An 18,816-nucleotide genomic window follows, 5' to 3' on the forward strand; every position below is an offset into this window, starting at 1 on the left:
GATCGGCGGCATGAACGAATTCGTCGACGCCTATTGCGAGCGCACGGCCTACGGCTTCTGGAACGAACCGCTCAACGCCGTCACCAATCTCGCTTTCATCATTGCCGCCATATGGCTCTGGCGCATCGCCGGGCGGCGTGGCGCACGAAGCGATCCGTATTTCCTGATTCCCGCAGCCTTGCTGGTCGCGACCGGCGTCGGCAGCTTCCTGTGGCACACCACCGCCCAGGGCTGGGGCGGCGCCCTGGATACCGCGGCGCTCTCGCTCTGCCTCCTCGCCACCGTCTACGCCGGCGCGCGCCGGTGGCTGGGCATGCGCTGGTACACGGCGCTGGTCTGGCCGGCCTTCATGATCGCCGCCGCCATGGCGCTGGGACGGCTGCCGGCGCCCGGCGCGTTCTATCTCGGGCCCTTCGTCACCGGCCTGGCCCTGTCGTTCTGGCTCTGGCGGCGCGGTCATCCGGCCTGGGGTTGGATCGCCGCCGCGGTCGCCGTCTTCGTGCCGTCCTTCATCTTCCGCTCCATCGACGAGTCGGTCTGCCATCTCTGGCCTGTCGGAACCCACTTCCTTTGGCATATTCTGAACGGCGCGGTCCTCGGCCTGGCCATCGCGCCGCTGGCAAAGGGACTGAAACGGGGAGAGGGAGGACACAACGATGGCGCTGGTCGAGCGGACCGATGACGACGGTCTCTGCATACTCACGCTGAACCGGCCGGAGGCGCTGAACGCGCTCTCGCCGAAACTGGTCATGGAACTGCGCGCCCATGTCGACGCCCTGCACCGCCAGCAGGAAGAGATCGGCGTCGTCATCCTGCGCGCCGAAGGTCGCTCCTTCTGCGCCGGCAACGACCTGAAGGCGATCCAGTCGGGCGAGGAAGCGCCGGCGCCCAACTACCAGTCGGACACGGTCGACCTGCTCGAGACCCTGCCGCAGCCGGTGATCGGTGCGGTGCAGGGGCATTGCTACACCGGCGGGCTGGAACTCGTGCTGGCCGTCGACATCATCGTCGCCGGGTCGTCGGCGAAGTTCGCGGATACGCACGGAAAGTGGGGCATGACACCGCGCTGGGGCATGAGCCGCCGGTTGCCCGACCGCGTCGGCGTGCAGCGCGCCAAGGAGATGATGTACTCCGGCCGCGCGGTGGGCGCCGAGGAGGCCGTCCGGATCGGCCTCGCTGTCGAATGGGTGCCCGACGAGGAACTGCAGGATCACGCGGTGAAGATGGCCCGCGGCTTCCTGGCCAACTCCTGGCACACGCTGCGCGGCGACAAGATGCTGGTCAACGAGGGCCAGAACCGCGGCCACAGCGACGCGCTCGCCTTCGAGCGCGTGCACAGCCCGGGCCGGTCGCCGGACGTCGCCGAACGTGTGAAGAATTTCGGAAAGGGCTGAGCCATGGCGCTGCTCAAGGTTTCCATCAGCGTCGGCGGTTACGACCGCAGCGGCATGGGCGCGGTGGCCGAATTCGTGAAGGCGGCCGAATCCATGGGCGTCGACTGCGCCTGGTCGGCGGAGGCCTGGGGACAGGACGCCGCCACCTCGCTCGCCTATCTCGCCGCCCGGACCAGCCGGATCAGGCTCGGCACGGGCATCATGCAGATCAGCGCCCGCGTCCCCTCCATGACCGCGATGACCGCGCTTTCGCTCCACAGCCTGTCGGGCGGGCGCTTCATTCTGGGGCTGGGCGTCAGCGGCCCGCAGGTCGTCGAGGGCCTCCAGGGCCGGGACTACCGGAAGCCGCTCACCCGCCTGAAGGAAACGGTCGACGTGGTCCGCATGGCTTTCCGGGGCGAGAAGCTGAAATACGACGGCGAGACCATCACCCTGCCGCGACCCGGCGGGGAGGGGAAGGCGATCCGGCTCGACTTCCCGCCGACGGATATCCCGATCTATCTCGCCACCCTGGGGCCGAAATCGCTGGAGTATACGGGCGAGGCGGCGGACGGCTGGCTCGGCACGTCCTTCTCGCCGGACCATCCGGAAGCGCACCTGGCCTATATCCGCGAGGGCGCGGAACGCGCCGGGCGCAGCCTCGCCGACATTCACCTCAACGCGGCCTGCTCGGTCGGCATCGGCGAGGATGTCGAGGCGCTGATCGACGCCCGCCGGCCCGGCATCGCCTTCCAGATGGGCGCCATGGGATCGGCGCAGACCAATTTCTACAACGAGGCCTTTCAGCGTTCCGGTTTCGAGGACGAGGCGAAGGAGATCCAGCGGCTCTGGATCGAGGGCCGCCGCGACGAGGCGGCGAAGATCGTCCCCGACGCGATGATCACCGAGTTCGGCGCCGTCGGCACGCCCGAGATGGTGCGCCGCCGCTTCGAGACCTATGCCGCCGCCGGCGTGGGCGGCGTTACCGTCCGCTTCGATCCGAAACTCGACGCTGCCGGCCAGCTCGCCCAGCTCGAGAAGGTGATGGAACTGGTGGACTGAGGCTGGCCGACCCGGCACAGAACCCGTCATGGAAGCCCTGATCGTCTCCGCCGGCGTGGTCGCCCTGGCCGAGATCGGCGACAAGACCATGCTGCTGGCCCTGGTGCTCGCCGCGCGTTTCCGCGCGCCGGCGCCGGTGATCGCCGGCATCCTCGTCGCCACCCTCGCCAATCATGGTCTGGCCGCGCTGGTCGGCGTCTCGGTCGCCGAGCTGCTCGAAGGGTACTGGCTCAGGTGGATCGTCGGGCTCTCCTTTCTCGCCATGGCCGCCTGGACGCTGGTGCCCGACAGGGATGATGGCCTGGACGAGGCGCCGCGCCGCCGTTTCGGGCCGTTCCTCGCCACGACGATCGCCTTCTTCCTGGTCGAGATCGGCGACAAGACCCAGATCGCGACCGTGGTGCTGGCTGCGCGCTTCGATTCGATCCTGCTCGTCACGCTGGGGACCACGGCGGGCATGCTGGCGGTCAATGCGCCGACGGTGCTGCTGGGCGGGGCGCTGGCGGAGCGCTTGCCGCTGGGCGCCATCCGCGCCGCTGCGGCGGCGATCTTCGCCGTCCTCGGCGTCCTGACTCTCGCAGCGCCGGAGACGATCGGGGCGTAGCCGGACGTTGTTGTCATGGCGTGCTCGGGCTTGACAAGCCTGCCCCGGACCCCGTTCCGGGGAGCACCTGTGAAACGGAGACGACGCGGCACAGGCCCTCGGATCGAGTCCGAGGGCTGCAGGATACTCACCCCCGTCCGATCTCGAAGCGGGTCTCGTAGCCGCCGACCGTCTCGCGGATACGTTCCTCGGTTTCCGGCGGGCCATCCTTCACCGTGATGGCGGCGAGCGTGCCGTGGACCTTGTCCTGCCGGACCTCGACCATGATCTCGGCGCCCAGTTCGTTGGCGAGCACACCGATATCGCGGTCGAAGACGCGCTGCGCCGCCTCGATCCGGAGCGAGGGCTTGAAGATCTTGCCGACGCCGGTGAGCGGCATCTCCTCGATCGGGATGATCTCGACCGGGTTCGCCGCGCGTTCGGTGATGCGTTCGGCGACGAAGCCCTTCAGTTCGTCCTCCGTGGCCGAACGGCCCTTCGCGAACTGCACGAAGACGACGGGCAACTCGCCCACGCGCCGGTCGGGCCGGCCCACGGCCGCGGCCAGCTCGATGGCCGGGTGCTGGTAGAGGATGTCCTCGATTGTCGCCGGATCGATGTTGTGGCCGCCGCGGATGATCAGGTCCTTCGACCGGCCGGTCAGCCAGATATAGCCGTCGGCGTCGATGCGGCCCAGATCGCCGGTGTCGAACCATTCGCCGTCCAGCCAGGCCTTGCCGTCGTGGACCGGATCGAGATAGCCGCCGAAGATCTGCGGGCCGCGGCAGACGACCAGGCCGATCTCGTCGGTCTTGCAGTCGCCCTCGATATGGCCGTCATCGTCGGTGCGCACCACGCGGATCTCGTTGAAGGGCAGGCGGAAGCCGATCGAGCCCACGCGGACCTCGCCCTCGAACGGGTTCGAGGCCGAGAAGCCATGGGTCTCGGTCATGCCCCAGCCCTCGACCAGCGGGACGCCGAGCCTGCGGGTCGCGAGATTGGCGACCTCCACCGAGAGCGTCGAGCCGCCCACCGCGCCATAGCGCAGCGACGACAGGTCGTGCTCCTCGATCGGCTGCTGCAGCAGCATCGACCATATGGCCGGCACGACCGGGATCAAGTTCCACTTCAGCCGCGCGGCGTTGGCGAAGAAGTCGCGGGCCACGTTCGGGTTCCGGAACCCTTCCGCGCCCAGCAGGGTGATGGTGTGGCCCCACAGGAACGGCATCGCGCCCCAGGCGGTGGCGCCGCCCACATGAAACAGGGGCAGACCCATGGGTGCGTGCAGGTCATCCAGCGGGATGGCGTTGCCGTAGTTCCAGCTCTGCAGCATCAGACCCTTCTGGGTGTGCCGCGCCAGCTTGGGCACGCCGGTGGTGCCGCCGGTGTGGAACAGCGCCGCCGTGCCGTGCATGTCGAAATCGCGGGCAAAGGTCAGCCGCTCGGCCTCGACGCCATCCATGGCCTGCTCGTAGAGGATGACGTCCCCGTCGACATCGGCGCCCGTGCCGCCGACCTGGACCACCTTCAGGCCGGGGATTTCCTTCCGCACCGCCTCGATCCGCGGCCAGGGGTCGGGGCTGATCGAGGGATGGCAGCCAACGATCACCTTCGTGCCCGCCGCCTTGCAGATGGAGACGATGTGCTCCGGCTCCAGGAAGGGGTTCACCGGATTGACGATGCCTGCCGTCTCCGCGCCCCACAGCAGGTAGTGCGTTTCCGGTACGATCGGCATCAGCAGGGTGACGACGTCTTCCTCGCCGACGCCCAGGCCGCGCAGCATGTTGGCGGTCTGCGTCACGCGCCGGAACAGGTCGCGATAGGTGATCTTCTCGGGCTCGTCGGCCAGCTCGCCGCGCGCCAGGTTCCATATCGCAGGCCGGTCCGGATGGCGCTCGGCCGAGTGGCGGAGCGCAGCGTAGATGTTGTCGGCCGGCAGTAGTTCGGCGAACGGCGTCTTCTCGATCTCGACGACGTCCGCCAGCGTATTCGCGGGTTTCTTCTGCATCACGGTCCTCCCCGCGCAGGAGGTTAGAGCATTCCGGCGGGGAGTGAAATCGCGCCTGCGCCTACCATTCGAGCTGCGTCATGGCGGCGACGGGCCAGAGATCGGCCTCGGTACAGATGCGGGTCAGCGCCGCCTCGTCCAGCCGCCCTTCGGCCATCACTTCGCGGGCGTGGATGCCGCCGGTCACCAGCACGCCCTCGATGCCGGCGGCGGTGGCGCCGGCAATGTCGGTGCGCAGCGTGTCGCCGACGGCCAGGATCCGGTCCGGGGCGATATCGCCCAGTTCGTGGCGGCAGTAATCGTAGGCGACCCCGTAGGGCTTGCCGAACCAGTGCACCCTGCCGCCGATATCCTGATAGGCCTGCGCCAGCGCCCCCGCGCAGGGCAGCATCTCGTGGCCGCGCATCACCTCGTAGTCCGGATTGGCGCAGACCATGGGCAGGCCGCGGTCCTTCGCCTGGGTCAGCGCGTCGGCGTAGTCGCCGACGGTCTCGGTCTCGTCGTTGTTCAGCCCGCCGCAGAGGATGAAGTCGGCGTCTCCCAGGCTGTCCGTCTCCTCCAGTTCGAGCCCCTCGGTGATGGTGCGGTCCGGGCCCTTGCCCCAGTAGAGAAAGCGCCGGCCGACGTCGATCACGCCGCTTTCCAGCGCCGCCCGCACCAGGTCGCCGGAAGCCACCACGCGGTCGTAATGTTCCCGCGGGACGCCCATCCTGGCCAGGAAGGGATCGACCACGGTGCCGAGCCGGGGCGCGTTGGAGAGCAGCAGCACGCGTTTGTCCTGCGCCGTCAGCGCCGCCAGTGTGCGCAGCGCGCCGGGATAGGCCTCGATCCCGTTGTGGACCACGCCCCACAGGTCGAAGAGAAACGCGTCATGGCGCTCGGCCAGCGGCGCGATATGATCGATCACGTCAACAGTCATGGCCGCTCCGTTAGCCGAAGGCGGGGGGCGGTTCAACGAAGAACTCGGGGGAGGGGAAAGATGGATCTCGATCTCAAGGGAAAGACCGTGCTGATCACCGGCGCGAGCCGCGGGATCGGCTTCGCCTGCGCCGAGGTCTTCGCGCAGGAGGGCGCGAGCCTGCACCTCGTCTCGCAGGACCCGGACCGGCTGGCCGAGGCGAAGCGCATCATCGACATGACCTATCATGTCCCCGTGGCGACCAGTGCCCTCGACCTTTCCGACAGCGCCGCCATTGCCAAACTCGCGGCCGAGTGCCCCGAGCCGGACATCCTGATCAACAACGCCGGCGCCATTCCCGCGGGCACGCTGGATCGCGTCGACGAGGCGACCTGGCGCAAGGCCTGGGACCTGAAGGTCTTCGGCTACATCAACATGATCCGCGACTACTACGTCCGCTTCGCCGCGCGGGGCCGGGGCGTGATCGTCAACGTCATCGGCATGGCTGGCGAGAATCCGGATTCGTCCTATGTCGCCGGTTCGACCGGCAACGCGGCGCTGATGGCCTTCACGAAGACCATGGGCGGGACCAGCCTGGCCGACGGCATCCGCATCATTGGCGTCAATCCGGGCGCGGTATTGACCGAGCGTATCCGCACCATGCTGCGCACGGTCGCCGAGCAGGAGCTTGGCGACGCGGAACGCTGGGCCGAAATGATGGACAAGCTGCCGCTGGGGCGTGCCGCGACGGTCCGCGAGACGGCAGACGTGGTCGTCTTCCTCGCTTCGGCGCGGGCGTCCTACGTCTCGGGCACCATCGTCACCGTCGACGGCGGTCACGCGTCGAAGAACTCGAGCTTCCGGTAAAAGCCCGGCGCGGGGGGGGTGCTAGATCGTTCCACTGTTTGATTGAACCACCCGATATTGTTGCCCTCGGGCTTGACCCGAGGGCCTGTGCACTGATCCGCGCCACGACACAGGTCCTGGGGTCGAGCCCCAGGACTTCAATGGATTCAATGTACTCAAGGATTGCTCTAGGACTGGCTCGCGCGCCGACGGAATTCCGTCGGCGTGAGTCCGCCACGGCGGCAGGCGTTCTCGGTGTCGCCTACAGGAAGCGCCGGTAATCGTATTCGCCGACATGGCTGTCGGCGGCCGTCCCGGCCATGGCGCGCAGTCTCTCGTGCTGATCCGATTTCTCGCAGGCGGGGTCGGTCGCGGCGGCGTCCCCGGCGATGGCCAGCGCCTGGCAGCGGCAGCCGCCGAAGTCGATCTCGCGCCGGTCGCAGCTCCGGCAGGGCTCCGGCATCCAGTCCGTGCCGCGGAAGGCGTTGAAGGCCTGGCCGCCGCGCCAGATCTCCGCCAGCGGCTTTTCGCGGACGTTGTCGAATGTCAGCCCCGGGATCGTCTCGGCAGCGTGGCAGGGCAGCACCTTGCCCGAGGGCGTGACGTTCAGCGAGCGGCGGCCCCAGCCGCCGACGCAGGGCTTCGGCCGTTTCGCGTAGTAGTCGGGGACAACGGCGTCGATGACGATCTGGCCCTTCAGGCTCTCGCGCAGGTCATCGACGGTCGCCAGCGCCCGCTCGACCTGGGCGATAGTCGGCATCAGCGCGTTCCTGTTTCGCAGCGCCCAGCCGTAGTACTGCGCGTGGGCGATCTCGACCCGGCGTGCACCGAGGCCGACGGCGAAACGCACCATGTCGCCGACCAGATCGATATTGGCGCGGTGGATGACGGCATTGACTGTCAGCGGCAGGCCGAGCCGGACGACTTCTTCGGCCAGGGCGAGCTTGGCGCGGTGGGCGCCGTCCAGCCCGGCGATACGGTCCGCCGGGGCCTCGTGCACGCCTTCGAAGGATATCTGGACATGGTCCAGGCCGGCATCGGCCAGTTCCTCGAGACGTCCGGCCTTCACGCCGACGGCCGAGGTGATCAGGTTGGTGTAAAGACCGGCGGCGGCGCAGTGGGCGACCAGGTCGACGAGGTCGGTGCGGGCGGTGGGCTCGCCGCCGGACAGATGCACCTGGAGGACGCCGAGTTCCGCCGCCTCCGAGAAGACGCGGCGCCAGTCCTCGGTCGATAGCTCCGCCGAACGCCGGTCCAATTCCACCGGGTTCGAGCAATAGGGGCAGTGCAGCGGGCAGCGGTGGGTGAGTTCGGCCAGCAGGCCGATGGGCGGATCGATGTTTGTCCCGGCGTTCACAGGTCCAGGAACCGTTTCTCGGCCAGGCTGGCGAGCATGGCCTTCACGTCGGTGTCGATCCGCTCGCGCGGGGCGTCGAAGCTGGTGCAGAGGTCGTCGACGATGTCGGCGACGGAACGTTCACCGTTGACGCGCTCGAGGATCTCGACGGCGATCGGGTCCAGCTTGATCACGCGCTCCGGCGCCATCAGCGTCCAGCCGCCACGCGCCTTGTCCTCGCGCAGCTTCACGCCGCGGGGCAGCACGGGCACGGCGCTGTCGGCCGGCCCGTTCACCGTGCGCTGTCCGGCGTGAAGGCGTCGGGCGGGATCATGCCGGGCTCGACATAGGCGAAATACAGCGCGTCAAGCTGCGACCAGAGCACGTTGCACTTGAAGATCAGCGCCGCCAGCACGGCCTGCTGCTGGTCGGGGCGGACGGCATGGCGTTTGACGTAGTCGAGAGCGAAATCGGAATCCCGCGGCGCCTGGGTCAGACGCTTGTTGAAATAGGCCAGCGTCGCCTCGTCAACGAAGTCGTAGTTGGCCAGCATGCCGGAGACCCGTTCGGAGATGATTGTCGGCGAGAACAGTTCGGTCAGCGAACTGGCGATGGCTTCCAGCAGGGGCTGATCGCGCACGAAGTGGACATAGGCTTCCACGGCGAATCTCGTCGCTGGCAGGATGCCGCGCATGCTTTCGACATAACCACGGTCGAGCCCCAGCCCCCCGCAGAGGCCGAGCCAGCGCTCGATGCCGCCATCGCCTTCCGTCTCGCCGTCATGGTCGACGATCCGGCGGCGCCATTCGCGCCGCAGCGCCGCCGTCGGCAGGCGGGCCATCAGCGTCGCGTCCTTCGCCGGGATGTGCGCCTGATAGCAGTAGCGGTTCAGCGCCCAGGCCTGCACCTGCCCCTTGTTCAGCTCGCCGCCGTGCAGCAGCTTGTGGAACGGATGCAGGTTGTGATAGCGGCGGGCGCCGATATCGCGCAGCGCCGCCTCCAGGGCGTCAGGGGACATGGCCTCGTTCATGATCGGCTCGTTCCTGACGAAAATGGCCGGCCCGTCAGGACCGGCCGGCCATTCTCACTTCGACGATGTCGAAAGGTTCAGATCTCGGCGGGGAAGTAGCCGTTGATTTCCATGCCGATGCAGATTTCTTCGATGACGGGCGTCGTCCAGGCCATGGTTGCCTCCCATAGAGTTTCGTGACCGGTTTGTAACTCGGTGACGCAGCGTAACGAAGTTGCGCGAGCGGGCCAAATCTTTTTCGCGTCAGTCGCCTGCGTTGGGGAAGAAGAGTTGCTGACCCTGCACCCGGAATTCGGCGATGGCCTGCTGGCCTTCGGGGGAGAGCAGCCAGTCGATGAACGCCTGGCCCTGCTTCGCCTTGACGTGCGGGTGGCGCGCCGGGTTCACCAGCATCACCGCATACTGGTTGAACAGCGCGGGATCGCCCTCGACCAGGATTTCGTGTTCGCCGCGGTTGGCGAAGCTGATCCAGGTCGCGCGGTCGGAGAGGGTGTAGGCGCCCATGCTCACCGCCGCATTCAGCGTCGCGCCCATGCCGGAGCCCATCTCGCGATACCAGCTCTGGGTGCCGCCATGGGGCTCCTGTCCCGCCTTGCGCCAGAGTCCCCGCTCCGCCTTGTTGGTGCCGCTGTCGTCGCCGCGGGAGGCGAAGGGCGCCTCCGCGCCGGCGATCTTCGCCAGAGCCTCCCCCGCCTTGGTCATGCCGCGCACGCCTGCCGGGTCGGCGGCAGGGCCGACGATGACGAAATCGTTGTACATCACCTCGTGGCGCGCGACGCCGTGGCCGGCGGCCACGAATTTCTCCTCGCTCGGCTTGTGGTGGACGAACAGGACGTCTGCATCGCCATTGCTGGCCAGCCGGATGGCCTGGCCGGTGCCGACGGCGATGACGCGGACCTCGATCCCGCTCTTCGACGTGAATTTCGGCAGGATATGCCCGAACAGACCCGAATTCTCGGTCGATGTGGTCGAGGCGAGCGTGATGAAGCGGTCCGCGGCATTCGCCGCGCCGGCAACCAGCGTCATGGCGGCCGCCAGCCCGACTATCGTGCGCCGGATGGTCATGATCGGTCTCCTTGTCGTCACCAGAGAAGTTCGCCCGCGAGATAGGCCCGGGCTTCGGGGCTTTCGGGGGCGGCGAAGAAGTCGGCGGCGGGCCGCCGCTCCACAACGCGGCCGGCATGCAGGAAGATGACCTCGTCGGCCAGCCGCCTGGCCTGTGCGAGGTCGTGGGTCGTCATCACGATCTTGGCGCCGGATCGGTGGATCTCGTCGATGATCCGCTCCACGGCCCCGGTGGCGCCGGGATCGAGGCTCGCCGTCGGTTCGTCCAGGAACAGGATGTCGGGCCTCAGCGCCCAGGCCCGGGCAAGGGCGAGACGCTGCTGTTCGCCGCCGGAGAGCTGCCTGGCGGATTGTTCGGCGCGGTCGGCCAGTCCGGTGCGCTCCAGCGCCTCCCGGGTCCGTTCCCGGCGGTCGTCCGGCAGCAGGCGCCTCAGTTTCAGTCCGTACTCGACATTGGCGCGCACCGAGCGGCGCAGCATCACCGGCTTCTGGAACACCATCGCCTGCCGTCGCCGGGCCGCGCCGGCGTCCGGGCCCTTCCAGGCGGCCGTGCCCTCGAAGCCGCCCAGAAGCCCGTGGCAGATCCGGAGCAGCAGGCTCTTGCCCGCGCCATTGGGACCGAGGATGACGGTGCGCGGGCCTTCGCCGATCTCCAGCGAAATGCGGTCCAGCAGGGTCCGCCCGCCGGCGCGGAAGCTCACTTCGCTGAGTTCCAGCGGCAGCACGCCCATCGTTTCAGCCCCGTCCGTGTGCGGTCGCGCCGCCCAGCATCGCCACCGCCGCGTTCACGCCCAGTGCGATGGCCAGCAGAATGAAACCCAGCGCGAGCGCCAGGGCGAGATTGCCCTTGGAGGTCTCCAGCGCGATTGCGGTGGTCATCACGCGCGTCACGTGGGCGATGTTGCCGCCGACGATGAACACTGCGCCGACCTCCGCCGTCGCCCGGCCGAAGCCGGCCATCACCGCGGTCATGAGCGCCAGCCGGCCGTCCCACAGCAGGGTCCGCACCATCTGCGCCGGGCGGGCGCCGAGCGAGCAGAGCTGCTCGCGGTACTCCTCGAACAGGTCGCGGACGATCTGGCGGGCGAGGGCGGCGATGATCGGCGTGATCAGCACGGTCTGGGCGATTACCATGGCCGTCGGCGTGAACAGCAATCCCAGCGCCCCCAGCGGACCTGAGCGCGAAAGCACCAGATAAACCATCAGGCCGACGAACACCGGCGGCAGCCCCATCAGGGCGTTGAGCAGGATGACAACGCCGCGGCGGCCGGGAAAGCGGTAGACCGCGACCACCGCGCCGAGCGGCAGGCCGATCAGGGAGGCGAAGAAGACGGCGGTCAGGCTGACCTGCAGGGACCGGACGACGATGCCGACCAGTTCGGCGTCGAAGCCGAGCACCAGGCGGGCCGCAAGCAGCAGCGCTGAGCCGATGTCGGACATGTCGCCGGGCTCCGAACGACGGGGGCTCCGGCAGCGCACCCCGCGCCGCCGTTCTCAGGCCATCAACCCTATCGGCGCGCTAAAGGATTGCCCATCCGCGCCGGGCGACGCCCCGGCCCGCGACATGGGGCGGGCCGGGTGTCTGGCGAAGGGGTGGATCAGCCGGCGGCCTGCACCGCCCGGCGGGTCATCACGGTGACCAGATGCGCGCGGTAGTCGGCGCTGGCGTGGATGTCGGAGTTGAGGTCGTCCGCCGAGACCGCGCCCTCGGGGATCGCGTCGGCCGCGAAGTTCGACGACAGCGCTTCCTCGTAGGCCGGCACCCGGAAGACGCAGGGACCGGCGCCGATCACCGCGACGCGGACGCCGCCCGAGGTTCTGGCCACGAAGCTGCCGACCAGCGGATAGCGCGAGGCCGGGTTCTCGAACTTCTCGTAGCCCGCCTTCTCCGGGATGGGGAAGGAGACCTGCACGATGATCTCATCCTCCTCCAGCGCCGTGTCGAACATGGCGGTGAAGAAGTCTTCCGCGGCGATCTCGCGTTTCGTGGTCTTCACGGTCGCGCCCAGCGCCACCAGCGCCGCCGGGTAGTCGGCGGCCGGATCGTTGTTGGCGATGGAGCCACCGATGGTGCCGCGGTTGCGCACCTGCGGGTCGCCGATGCCGCCCACCAGCCTGGCCAGCGCGGGGATCGCCGACTTCACCTCGCCGGAGCCGGCGACGGCGGCGTGGGTCGTCATGGCGCCGACGACGATGTTGTCGCCTTCGCGCTTCACGCCCTTCAGGTCCGCAATGCCCCCGAGATCGATGACGTCGCTGGGGCTCGCCAGGCGCTGCTTCAGGGTCGGGATCAGGGTCATGCCGCCGGCCATGATCTTGCCGTCCTCGGCCGCCGCGATGGCCTTCGCGGCCTCGTCGACGCTGCTCGCCTTCCTGTATTCGAATTCGTACATGCTGATCCCCCTTATTCGGCCGCCGCGGCCATGCCGCCGTTCACGATCCGCCAGATTTTTGCCGGCGTGGCCGGCATGTCGATGTGGCTGACGCCATAGTCCTTCAAGGCGTCGACGATGGCGTTGATCACCGCCGGCGGGGAACCGATGGCCCCTGCCTCGCCGCAGCCCTTCACCCCCAGCGGATTGTGGGTGCAGGCCGTGACCTGATGGTCGACGGTGAAATTCGGGAAGTTGTATGCGCGCGGCATGCAGTAATCCATGTAGGTGCCGCTGACCAACTGCCCCTCATTGTCGTAGACGGTGTTTTCCAGCAGCGCCTGGCCGATGCCCTGGGCCAGACCGCCATGCACCTGACCTTCGACGATCATCGGATTGATGACGTTGCCGAAATCGTCGGAGGCGTGGAAGCTGACGATCTCCACCCGGCCGGTCTGCGGCTCGATCTCGACCTCGCAGACATAGGTGCCGGCCGGGAAGGTGAAGTTCTTCGGATCGTAGAAGGCGGTCTCTTCCAGACCCGGCTCCAGCTCGTCCAGCGGGTAGTTGTGCGGCACATAGGCCGTCAGGGCCACGTCGCCGAAGGCCACCTGCTTGTCGGTGCCGGTGACCTTGAAGCTGCCGTTCTCGAAGACGACGTCGTCGGCCGAGGCTTCCATGAGGTGAGCAGCGATCTTCGTCGCCTTGTTGACGATCTTGTCGCAGGCGTTCGACAGCGCGGCGCCGCCGACGGCGATCGAGCGCGAGCCGTAGGTCCCCATGCCGAAGGGAATCTTGTTGGTGTCGCCATGCACGATGTCGATCTGGTCGAGGCCGATGCCGAGGCGGTCGGCCACCACCTGCGCGAAGGTGGTCTCATGGCCCTGGCCATGGCTGTGGCTGCCGGTCATCACCTGGATCGATCCGGTGGGATTGACGCGGACGGTGGCGCATTCATACAGCCCCGCCCGGGCGCCCAGCGCGCCGGCGATGTTCGACGGCGCGATGCCGCAGGCCTCGATGTAGCAGGCGATGCCGATGCCGCGCAGCTTGCCCTGGCGTTTCGCTTCCTCGCGCCGCGTTTCGAAGCCGTCCCAGTCCGCCGCCTTCAGCGCCGCGGTCAGCGTGGCCTCGTAGTCCCCCGTGTCATAGGTCAGCGCCACCGGCGTGGCGTAGGGGAACTGGTCGGGCTGAATGAAATTCTTCCGCCGGATCTCGACCGGGTCCATGCCCATTTCGTCGGCGGCGAGGTCGATCACCCGTTCCAGCAGATACGTCGCTTCCGGGCGGCCCGCGCCGCGATAGGCGTCGACGGGGACGGTATTGGTGAAGACCGCCTTCACCTCGGCCAGGATCGCCGGCGTGGTGTACTGGCCCGCCAGCAGCGTGGCGTGCAGATAGGTCGGGATCGACGGCGCGAAGGTCGACAGATAGGCGCCCATGTTCGCCAGCGTGTGCTCGCGCAGCGCCAGGAACCTGCCTTCCTTGTCCATGGCCAGTTCGACCTTCGTGACGTGGTCGCGGCCGTGGGCGTCGGAGATGAAGGCTTCCGTGCGGTCGGAGGTCCATTTCACCGGCCGGCCCAGCACCTTGGCGGCGACCGTGACGATCGCCTCCTCGGCGTAGTGATAGATCTTGGAGCCGAAGCCGCCGCCGACGTCCGGGGAGTAGACCCGGAGCTTGTGCTCCGGAATCTGCAGCACGAAGGCGCCCATCAGCAGGCGGATGACATGCGGGTTCTGGCTGGAGGTGTAGAGCGTGTGTTCGCCCGAGGCGTCGTCGAAGTCGCCGATGGCGCAGCGGGGCTCCATGGCGTTCGGCACCAGCCGGTTGTTGATCAGTTCCAGGGTGGTGACGTGGTCGGCCTTCCGGAACGCGGCCTCTACCGCGTCGCGGTCGCCCAGTTCCCAGTCGTAGCAGAGATTGTCGCCGGCCTCGTCATGGACCGAGGCGCCGCCCTCCAGGGCCGACCGCATGTCGACCACCGCCGGCAGCGGCTCGTAGTCGATGTCGACCAGTTCCGCCGCGTCGCGGGCCTGCGCGCGGCTCTCCGCGATCACGACGGCGACCGGGTCCCCGACATGCCGGACCTTGCCCTCGGCCAGGATCGGGTGCTTGGGCTCGATCATCGGCTGTTCGTTCTTGCCGGTGACCTGCCAGCCGCAGGGCAGTCCGCCGAAGGCCGCGAAATCCTCGGCCGTCAGCACGCCGACGACGCCCGGCGCGGCCTTGGCCGCCGAGGTGTCGATGCGGTTGATCTTCGCGTGCGCGTGCGGCGAGCGCACGATCGCCGCATAGCTCATGTCCTGCAGCACGATGTCGTCGGTGTACTTGCCGCGCCCCTTGATGAAGCGGAGGTCTTCCTTGCGGCGTACGCTGGCCCCGATACCCTGGTCCGTCATGACGTTTCCTCCCTGAAAATCGCCGACGTTGATGGGAACTCCGTCAGCCGCGCATCGCCTCGGCGCCGGCTTTGATCGACTTCACGATGTTGTGGTAGCCGGTGCAGCGGCAGATGTTGCCTTCCAGCCAGTCCCGGATCTCCTTTTCGCTGGGGTCCGGATTGGTCCTGGCCAGATCCACCGCCGACATGATCATGCCGGGCGTGCAGAAGCCGCACTGCAGACCGTGGTTCTCGCGGAAGGCCTCCTGCATCGGGTGCAGCTTGTCGCCCTGGGCCAGACCCTCGATCGTCTTGACCTCGGCGCCGTCGGCCTGGACCGCCAGCATGGTGCAGGCCTTCACCGACTCGCCGTCGACGTGCACGACGCAGGCCCCGCACTGGCTGGTGTCGCAGCCCACATGGGTGCCGGTCAGGCGCAGCTTTTCCCGCAGATATTCGACCAGCAAGGTGCGGCCTTCGACGTCGCCGCTCACGGCCTTCCCGTTCACCGTCATCGAGACGCTTGGCATGTCCCCCCGTCCTCCCTGTCTGGAACATTGGCAATTGGGCGCATCCTGCGCCGGGTATGGCGTTAACTCAAGAGACGAGCGCAATGAGCACCAGAATCAGTGCGACCGCGCCGATGAACCAGACCCAGACCGGCAGGGCGCCGGCGGCGCCGGCCCTCTCGTCGCCTGCGGGCGCGGGCTTGGGCGGGATCGCGTGGGCCGCCTCGGGTGCGACGCTCGCCGCCGCGGCGGCGTTGCCGCGCGCCTCTTCCTTTTCTTCGACGCTCTCGTCCACGGTCTTCGCCTCCGCGTCGGCCGACGGCGCGGCGCGCTTCTCGGCGATGGACGGATCCTGGGTGCCTTCAGCCTCGTCGATCCGCACGCCGCCGTCCGCTTCGGAACTGACCGGCGACTCGCCGGCGGGCACGCCCGCGCCCTCGGTCGAGGGCGGCGCATCCTTGTCGTGCGGCGGCATTGCCGTCTCGGCGGCCGCGGTCTTCGTCTCCCCGGCCGAGGATTCCTCGACCGTGCTGCCCGGCGCCGCGGGTTCCTGCGGGGTGGCGCGCGCGGCCTCGGCGCTGCTGCTCTCCACATGGTCGCGGAACCTGGCGAAGAACTGGTCGGCCATCTTCCTGGCCGTGCCGTCGATCAGCCGTCCGCCGACCTGCGCCAGCTTGCCCCCGACCTGAGCGTCCGCCTCGTAGGTCAGCAAGGTGCCGCCGTCGTCCTTCTCCTCCAGGCTGACATCGGCGCCGCCCTTGGCGAAGCCCGCCGCGCCGCCCTTGCCGCTGCCCTCGATGCGATAGGAGGAAGGGGGATTGAGATCCTTCAGCTCGACCGAACCGTTGAACTTGGCCTTCACCGGACCGACCTTCGCGGTCACTGCGGCGGTGAGTTCGTTCTCGCCGGTCATTTCCAGGCTCTCGCAGCCCGGAATGCAGTCCTTGAGCACCTCGGGATCGTTCAGCGCCTTCCAGACCGTCTCGCGGTCCGCGTTGATGTCGTAACTGCCGGTAATCTTCATCTGAAAGGCACTCCCGCGGATGTTGGCGCGCCGGGCAGTAGCAGCCGGCCGCCACTTCTTGATCCTCGTCCAAGCTAGCGCCTGGCGCGCCACGACCCAAATTGACAGGTGGGTTTTGCGTCCCTATGCCGCAGAAATCAGGGGGAAACGCAGTCGATGGAAAATCGTGACGAAAGGCTGATAGGCGTCGTTGGCGCGGGCGCCTGGGGCGCGGCGCTGGCGCAGTGCGCCGCCCAGGCGGGTCATCCGGTCGTGCTCTGGGGCCGCGATCCCGCGCGGATGGCCGCCATGGCGGAAAGCCGCCGCCATCCCCGTCTCGAGGGGATGCGTCTGGATCGCCGGGTCGAATGCGTCGCCGACAGGTCGGCGCTCGCGCCCGCCGCAGCTGTGGTGCTGGCTGTTCCCGCGCAGACGCTGCGCCCGGTGCTGGCGGCGCTCGCCGGGGTGCTGCGGCCGGATGCGCCCGCGGTCATCGCCGCCAAGGGGATCGAACGCGAGAGCGCGATGACGATGCCGGAGGTGGTTTCGGACCTCGATCCCCGCCGGCCGGTCGCGGTTCTCTCCGGGCCCACCTTCGCCGGCGAACTGGCGCGCGGCCTGCCGGCGGCGGCGACGCTCGCCTGCCGCGACATCGCGCTGGCGGAGGAACTGGCCGCGGTCTTTCACGGCGTCAATCTCAGGCTCTACGCCAGCGACGACGTCACGGGCGCGGCCCTGGGGGGGGCGGTGAAGAACGTGCTGGCGATCGCCGCCGGCGCCGTCATCGGCGCGGGGCTGGGCTCGAACGCCCGCGCCGGGGTGATCGCCCGCGGCCTCGCCGAGATGACGCGCCTGGGCGAGGCGATGGGCGCGCGCACCGACACGCTCGCCGGCCTGTCCGGCCTCGGCGATCTGGTGCTGAGCTGCACCGACAGCCAGTCCCGCAACTTCTCCTTCGGCCACGCCCTGGCGCGCGGCGAGACGCCGGACGGCCAGCTGGTCGAGGGCGCGTTGACCGTCGGTCCGCTGCTGGCCCGGGCGGCGCGCCACGGCGTCGACATGCCCATAGCCGAAGCCGTCGACGCGGTCGTCAATCATGGCGCGCCGCTGGACAGGGTGATCGCCCGCCTGCTCGCCCGCCCGGGCCGGCGGGAATCGGCTAGCGAATGACGATCCGGGGCCCGCTGGAGGTCTTTCCCAGGGCCGCGTCGATCTTCGCGGCCACCTTCTCCGCCACGGCGATGTAGGCCTTCGCGTACTCGCTGTCCGGAGCCGATGCGACGATGGGATTGCCGGCGTCGGAGGTCTCCCGGATGGTCATGTGCAGCGGGATCTCGCCAAGGAAATCGGTCCCCAGCTCCTGAGCCGTCGCGCGCGCGCCGCCATGGCCGAAGATCTCCGATCGCTCGCCGCAGCTCGGACACAGGAAGTAGCTCATGTTCTCGACGATGCCGAAGACCGGCACGTCCACCTTGCGGAACATGGCCAGTCCCTTGCGGGCGTCGATCAGCGCGATGTCCTGCGGCGTCGAGACGATCACTGCGCCGGTGAGCGGCACGCGCTGGGCCATGGTGAGCTGCGCGTCGCCGGTGCCCGGCGGCATGTCGACCACCAGCACGTCGAGCTCGCTCCAGTTGACCTCGCGCATCAGCTGTTCCAGCGCGCTCATCACCATCGGCCCGCGCCAGATCATCGGCGTGTCGCCTTCGATCAGGAAGCCGATGGACATGCATTCGATACCGTGCGCGCGCATCGGATCGATGGACTTGCCGTCGGGCGAGTTCGGTTTGCCCTCCAGCCCCATCAGGCGCGGCACCGACGGGCCGTAGATGTCGGCGTCCAGCAGGCCGACCTTGCGGCCGGTCTGCGCCAGCGCCACGGCCAGGTTGATCGCCGTCGTCGACTTGCCCACGCCGCCCTTGGCCGAGGCCACCGCGACGATCGACTTCACGCCGGGAATGTCGGCGCGCTGATTCGCGCGGGCCTGGCCGCCGGGCGGGCCCGCGGGCCGCTGCTGCGCCTGTCCGCCGGGGGATTCCCGGTGGGCGGTCAGCACGGCTGTCACCGATGTCACGCCCGGCAGGGCCTGCACGGCATCCTCGCAGGCCCGGCGGAGCGGCTCCTTGGCCGCGCCCTGCTTCGGATCGACCTCGACCGCGAAGCCCACATTGCTGCCCTTGATCACCAGGCCGGAGACCATGCCGGCCGACACCACGTCGCGGCCCAGGTCCGGGTCCACCACCTGCGCAAGCGCAGCCAGGACGTCCTTTTCCTCGATCTCAGCCATTTGATGAATACTCCACGTCCGCCCCCGATATGATTGCTCTTCAGCACGTCCGCCCGGCTGT

General features: G+C 68.5%; 19 protein-coding genes. 6 read left to right on the forward strand and 13 right to left on the reverse strand.

The window, feature by feature from the left end; all coding sequences use genetic code 11:
• The first annotated feature begins 10 nt into the window (after positions 1 to 10).
• From TEF_06385 to TEF_06400, 4 genes are read left to right on the forward strand one after another with little or no spacing between them, the layout of a single operon-like run.
• The gene (locus TEF_06385; GenBank protein ID ANK80466.1) at positions 11 to 682 is read left to right on the forward strand and encodes a hypothetical protein; all 672 of its coding nucleotides are present in this window, start codon (positions 11 to 13) and stop codon (positions 680 to 682) included.
• Positions 657 to 1,394 carry a hypothetical protein gene (locus tag TEF_06390; GenBank protein ID ANK80467.1) on the forward strand — a complete coding sequence of 246 codons (738 nt, stop codon included), beginning with the start codon at positions 657 to 659 and terminating at the stop codon, positions 1,392 to 1,394. The genes TEF_06385 and TEF_06390 overlap by 26 nt, the downstream gene beginning before the upstream one ends.
• A 54-nt stretch (positions 1,395 to 1,448) precedes the next feature.
• Positions 1,449 to 2,435, forward strand: a complete 987-nt coding sequence (locus TEF_06395) for a F420-dependent methylene-tetrahydromethanopterin reductase (GenBank protein ID ANK83313.1) — start codon at positions 1,449 to 1,451, stop codon at positions 2,433 to 2,435.
• A 28-nt stretch (positions 2,436 to 2,463) separates the two neighbouring features.
• Positions 2,464 to 3,039, forward strand: a complete 576-nt coding sequence (locus TEF_06400) for a hypothetical protein (GenBank protein ID ANK80468.1) — start codon at positions 2,464 to 2,466, stop codon at positions 3,037 to 3,039.
• 127 nt (positions 3,040 to 3,166) lie between these two features.
• Here TEF_06400 and TEF_06405 read toward each other — a convergent pair whose 3' ends face one another.
• Positions 3,167 to 5,026 (reverse strand): hypothetical protein, encoded by a 1,860-nt coding sequence (locus TEF_06405; GenBank protein ID ANK80469.1) that lies wholly within the window; start codon positions 5,024 to 5,026, stop codon positions 3,167 to 3,169.
• 61 nt (positions 5,027 to 5,087) lie between these two features.
• Positions 5,088 to 5,945: a hypothetical protein gene (locus tag TEF_06410; protein ANK80470.1), complete on the reverse strand. Its 858-nt coding sequence runs from the start codon at positions 5,943 to 5,945 to the stop codon at positions 5,088 to 5,090.
• A gap of 60 nt (positions 5,946 to 6,005) precedes the next feature.
• On the opposite strand from TEF_06410, the gene TEF_06415 reads away from it, so the two are divergent.
• Positions 6,006 to 6,791 (forward strand): short-chain dehydrogenase, encoded by a 786-nt coding sequence (locus TEF_06415; GenBank protein ANK80471.1) that lies wholly within the window; start codon positions 6,006 to 6,008, stop codon positions 6,789 to 6,791.
• Between the two features lie 241 nt (positions 6,792 to 7,032).
• Here TEF_06415 and TEF_06420 read toward each other — a convergent pair whose 3' ends face one another.
• The 10 genes from TEF_06420 to TEF_06465 all read right to left on the reverse strand — a co-directional run bounded on the left by TEF_06420 (position 7,033) and on the right by TEF_06465 (position 16,489).
• Positions 7,033 to 8,127 (reverse strand): pyrroloquinoline quinone biosynthesis protein PqqE, encoded by a 1,095-nt coding sequence (locus TEF_06420; protein ID ANK80472.1) that lies wholly within the window; start codon positions 8,125 to 8,127, stop codon positions 7,033 to 7,035.
• The gene (locus tag TEF_06425; GenBank protein ID ANK80473.1) at positions 8,124 to 8,402 is read right to left on the reverse strand and encodes a pyrroloquinoline quinone biosynthesis protein PqqD; all 279 of its coding nucleotides are present in this window, start codon (positions 8,400 to 8,402) and stop codon (positions 8,124 to 8,126) included. The genes TEF_06420 and TEF_06425 overlap by 4 nt, the downstream gene beginning before the upstream one ends.
• On the reverse strand, positions 8,399 to 9,136 hold the full coding sequence (locus TEF_06430; protein ANK80474.1) for a pyrroloquinoline quinone biosynthesis protein PqqC: 738 nt from the start codon (positions 9,134 to 9,136) through the stop codon (positions 8,399 to 8,401). Before TEF_06430 ends, TEF_06425 begins: the two co-directional genes overlap by 4 nt.
• Before the next feature lie 243 nt (positions 9,137 to 9,379).
• Positions 9,380 to 10,201, reverse strand: coding sequence for a sulfate transporter (locus TEF_06435; protein ANK80475.1), 822 nt, complete (start codon positions 10,199 to 10,201; stop codon positions 9,380 to 9,382).
• Between the two features lie 17 nt (positions 10,202 to 10,218).
• A complete protein-coding gene (locus TEF_06440) occupies positions 10,219 to 10,932 on the reverse strand; it encodes an ABC transporter ATP-binding protein (protein ANK80476.1) in 714 nt (237 codons plus the stop codon).
• A 4-nt stretch (positions 10,933 to 10,936) separates the two neighbouring features.
• Positions 10,937 to 11,641, reverse strand: coding sequence for an ABC transporter permease (locus tag TEF_06445; GenBank protein ID ANK80477.1), 705 nt, complete (start codon positions 11,639 to 11,641; stop codon positions 10,937 to 10,939).
• A 158-nt stretch (positions 11,642 to 11,799) separates the two neighbouring features.
• A complete protein-coding gene (locus TEF_06450) occupies positions 11,800 to 12,594 on the reverse strand; it encodes a carbon monoxide dehydrogenase (protein ANK80478.1) in 795 nt (264 codons plus the stop codon).
• Positions 12,595 to 12,605: 11 nt separating this feature from the next.
• A complete protein-coding gene (locus TEF_06455; protein ID ANK80479.1) occupies positions 12,606 to 14,975 on the reverse strand; it encodes a carbon monoxide dehydrogenase in 2,370 nt (789 codons plus the stop codon).
• Between the two features lie 43 nt (positions 14,976 to 15,018).
• Complete coding sequence (locus TEF_06460) at positions 15,019 to 15,486, reverse strand: carbon monoxide dehydrogenase (GenBank protein ANK80480.1); 468 nt, start codon at positions 15,484 to 15,486, stop codon at positions 15,019 to 15,021.
• Between the two features lie 67 nt (positions 15,487 to 15,553).
• A complete protein-coding gene (locus TEF_06465; GenBank protein ID ANK80481.1) occupies positions 15,554 to 16,489 on the reverse strand; it encodes a hypothetical protein in 936 nt (311 codons plus the stop codon).
• A gap of 156 nt (positions 16,490 to 16,645) precedes the next feature.
• Here TEF_06465 and TEF_06470 point away from each other — a divergent pair, with 156 nt between their 5' ends.
• Complete coding sequence (locus tag TEF_06470) at positions 16,646 to 17,638, forward strand: hypothetical protein (GenBank protein ID ANK80482.1); 993 nt, start codon at positions 16,646 to 16,648, stop codon at positions 17,636 to 17,638.
• Here the strand turns inward: TEF_06470 and TEF_06475 are convergent.
• Positions 17,628 to 18,755 (reverse strand): hypothetical protein, encoded by a 1,128-nt coding sequence (locus TEF_06475; protein ID ANK80483.1) that lies wholly within the window; start codon positions 18,753 to 18,755, stop codon positions 17,628 to 17,630. The two genes, TEF_06470 and TEF_06475, sit on opposite strands and share 11 nt — an antisense overlap.
• Between the last annotated feature and the right edge of the window lie 61 nt (positions 18,756 to 18,816).

It is taken from the genome of Rhizobiales bacterium NRL2, from assembly GCA_001664005.1.
GTDB lineage: Bacteria > Pseudomonadota > Alphaproteobacteria > Minwuiales > Minwuiaceae > Minwuia.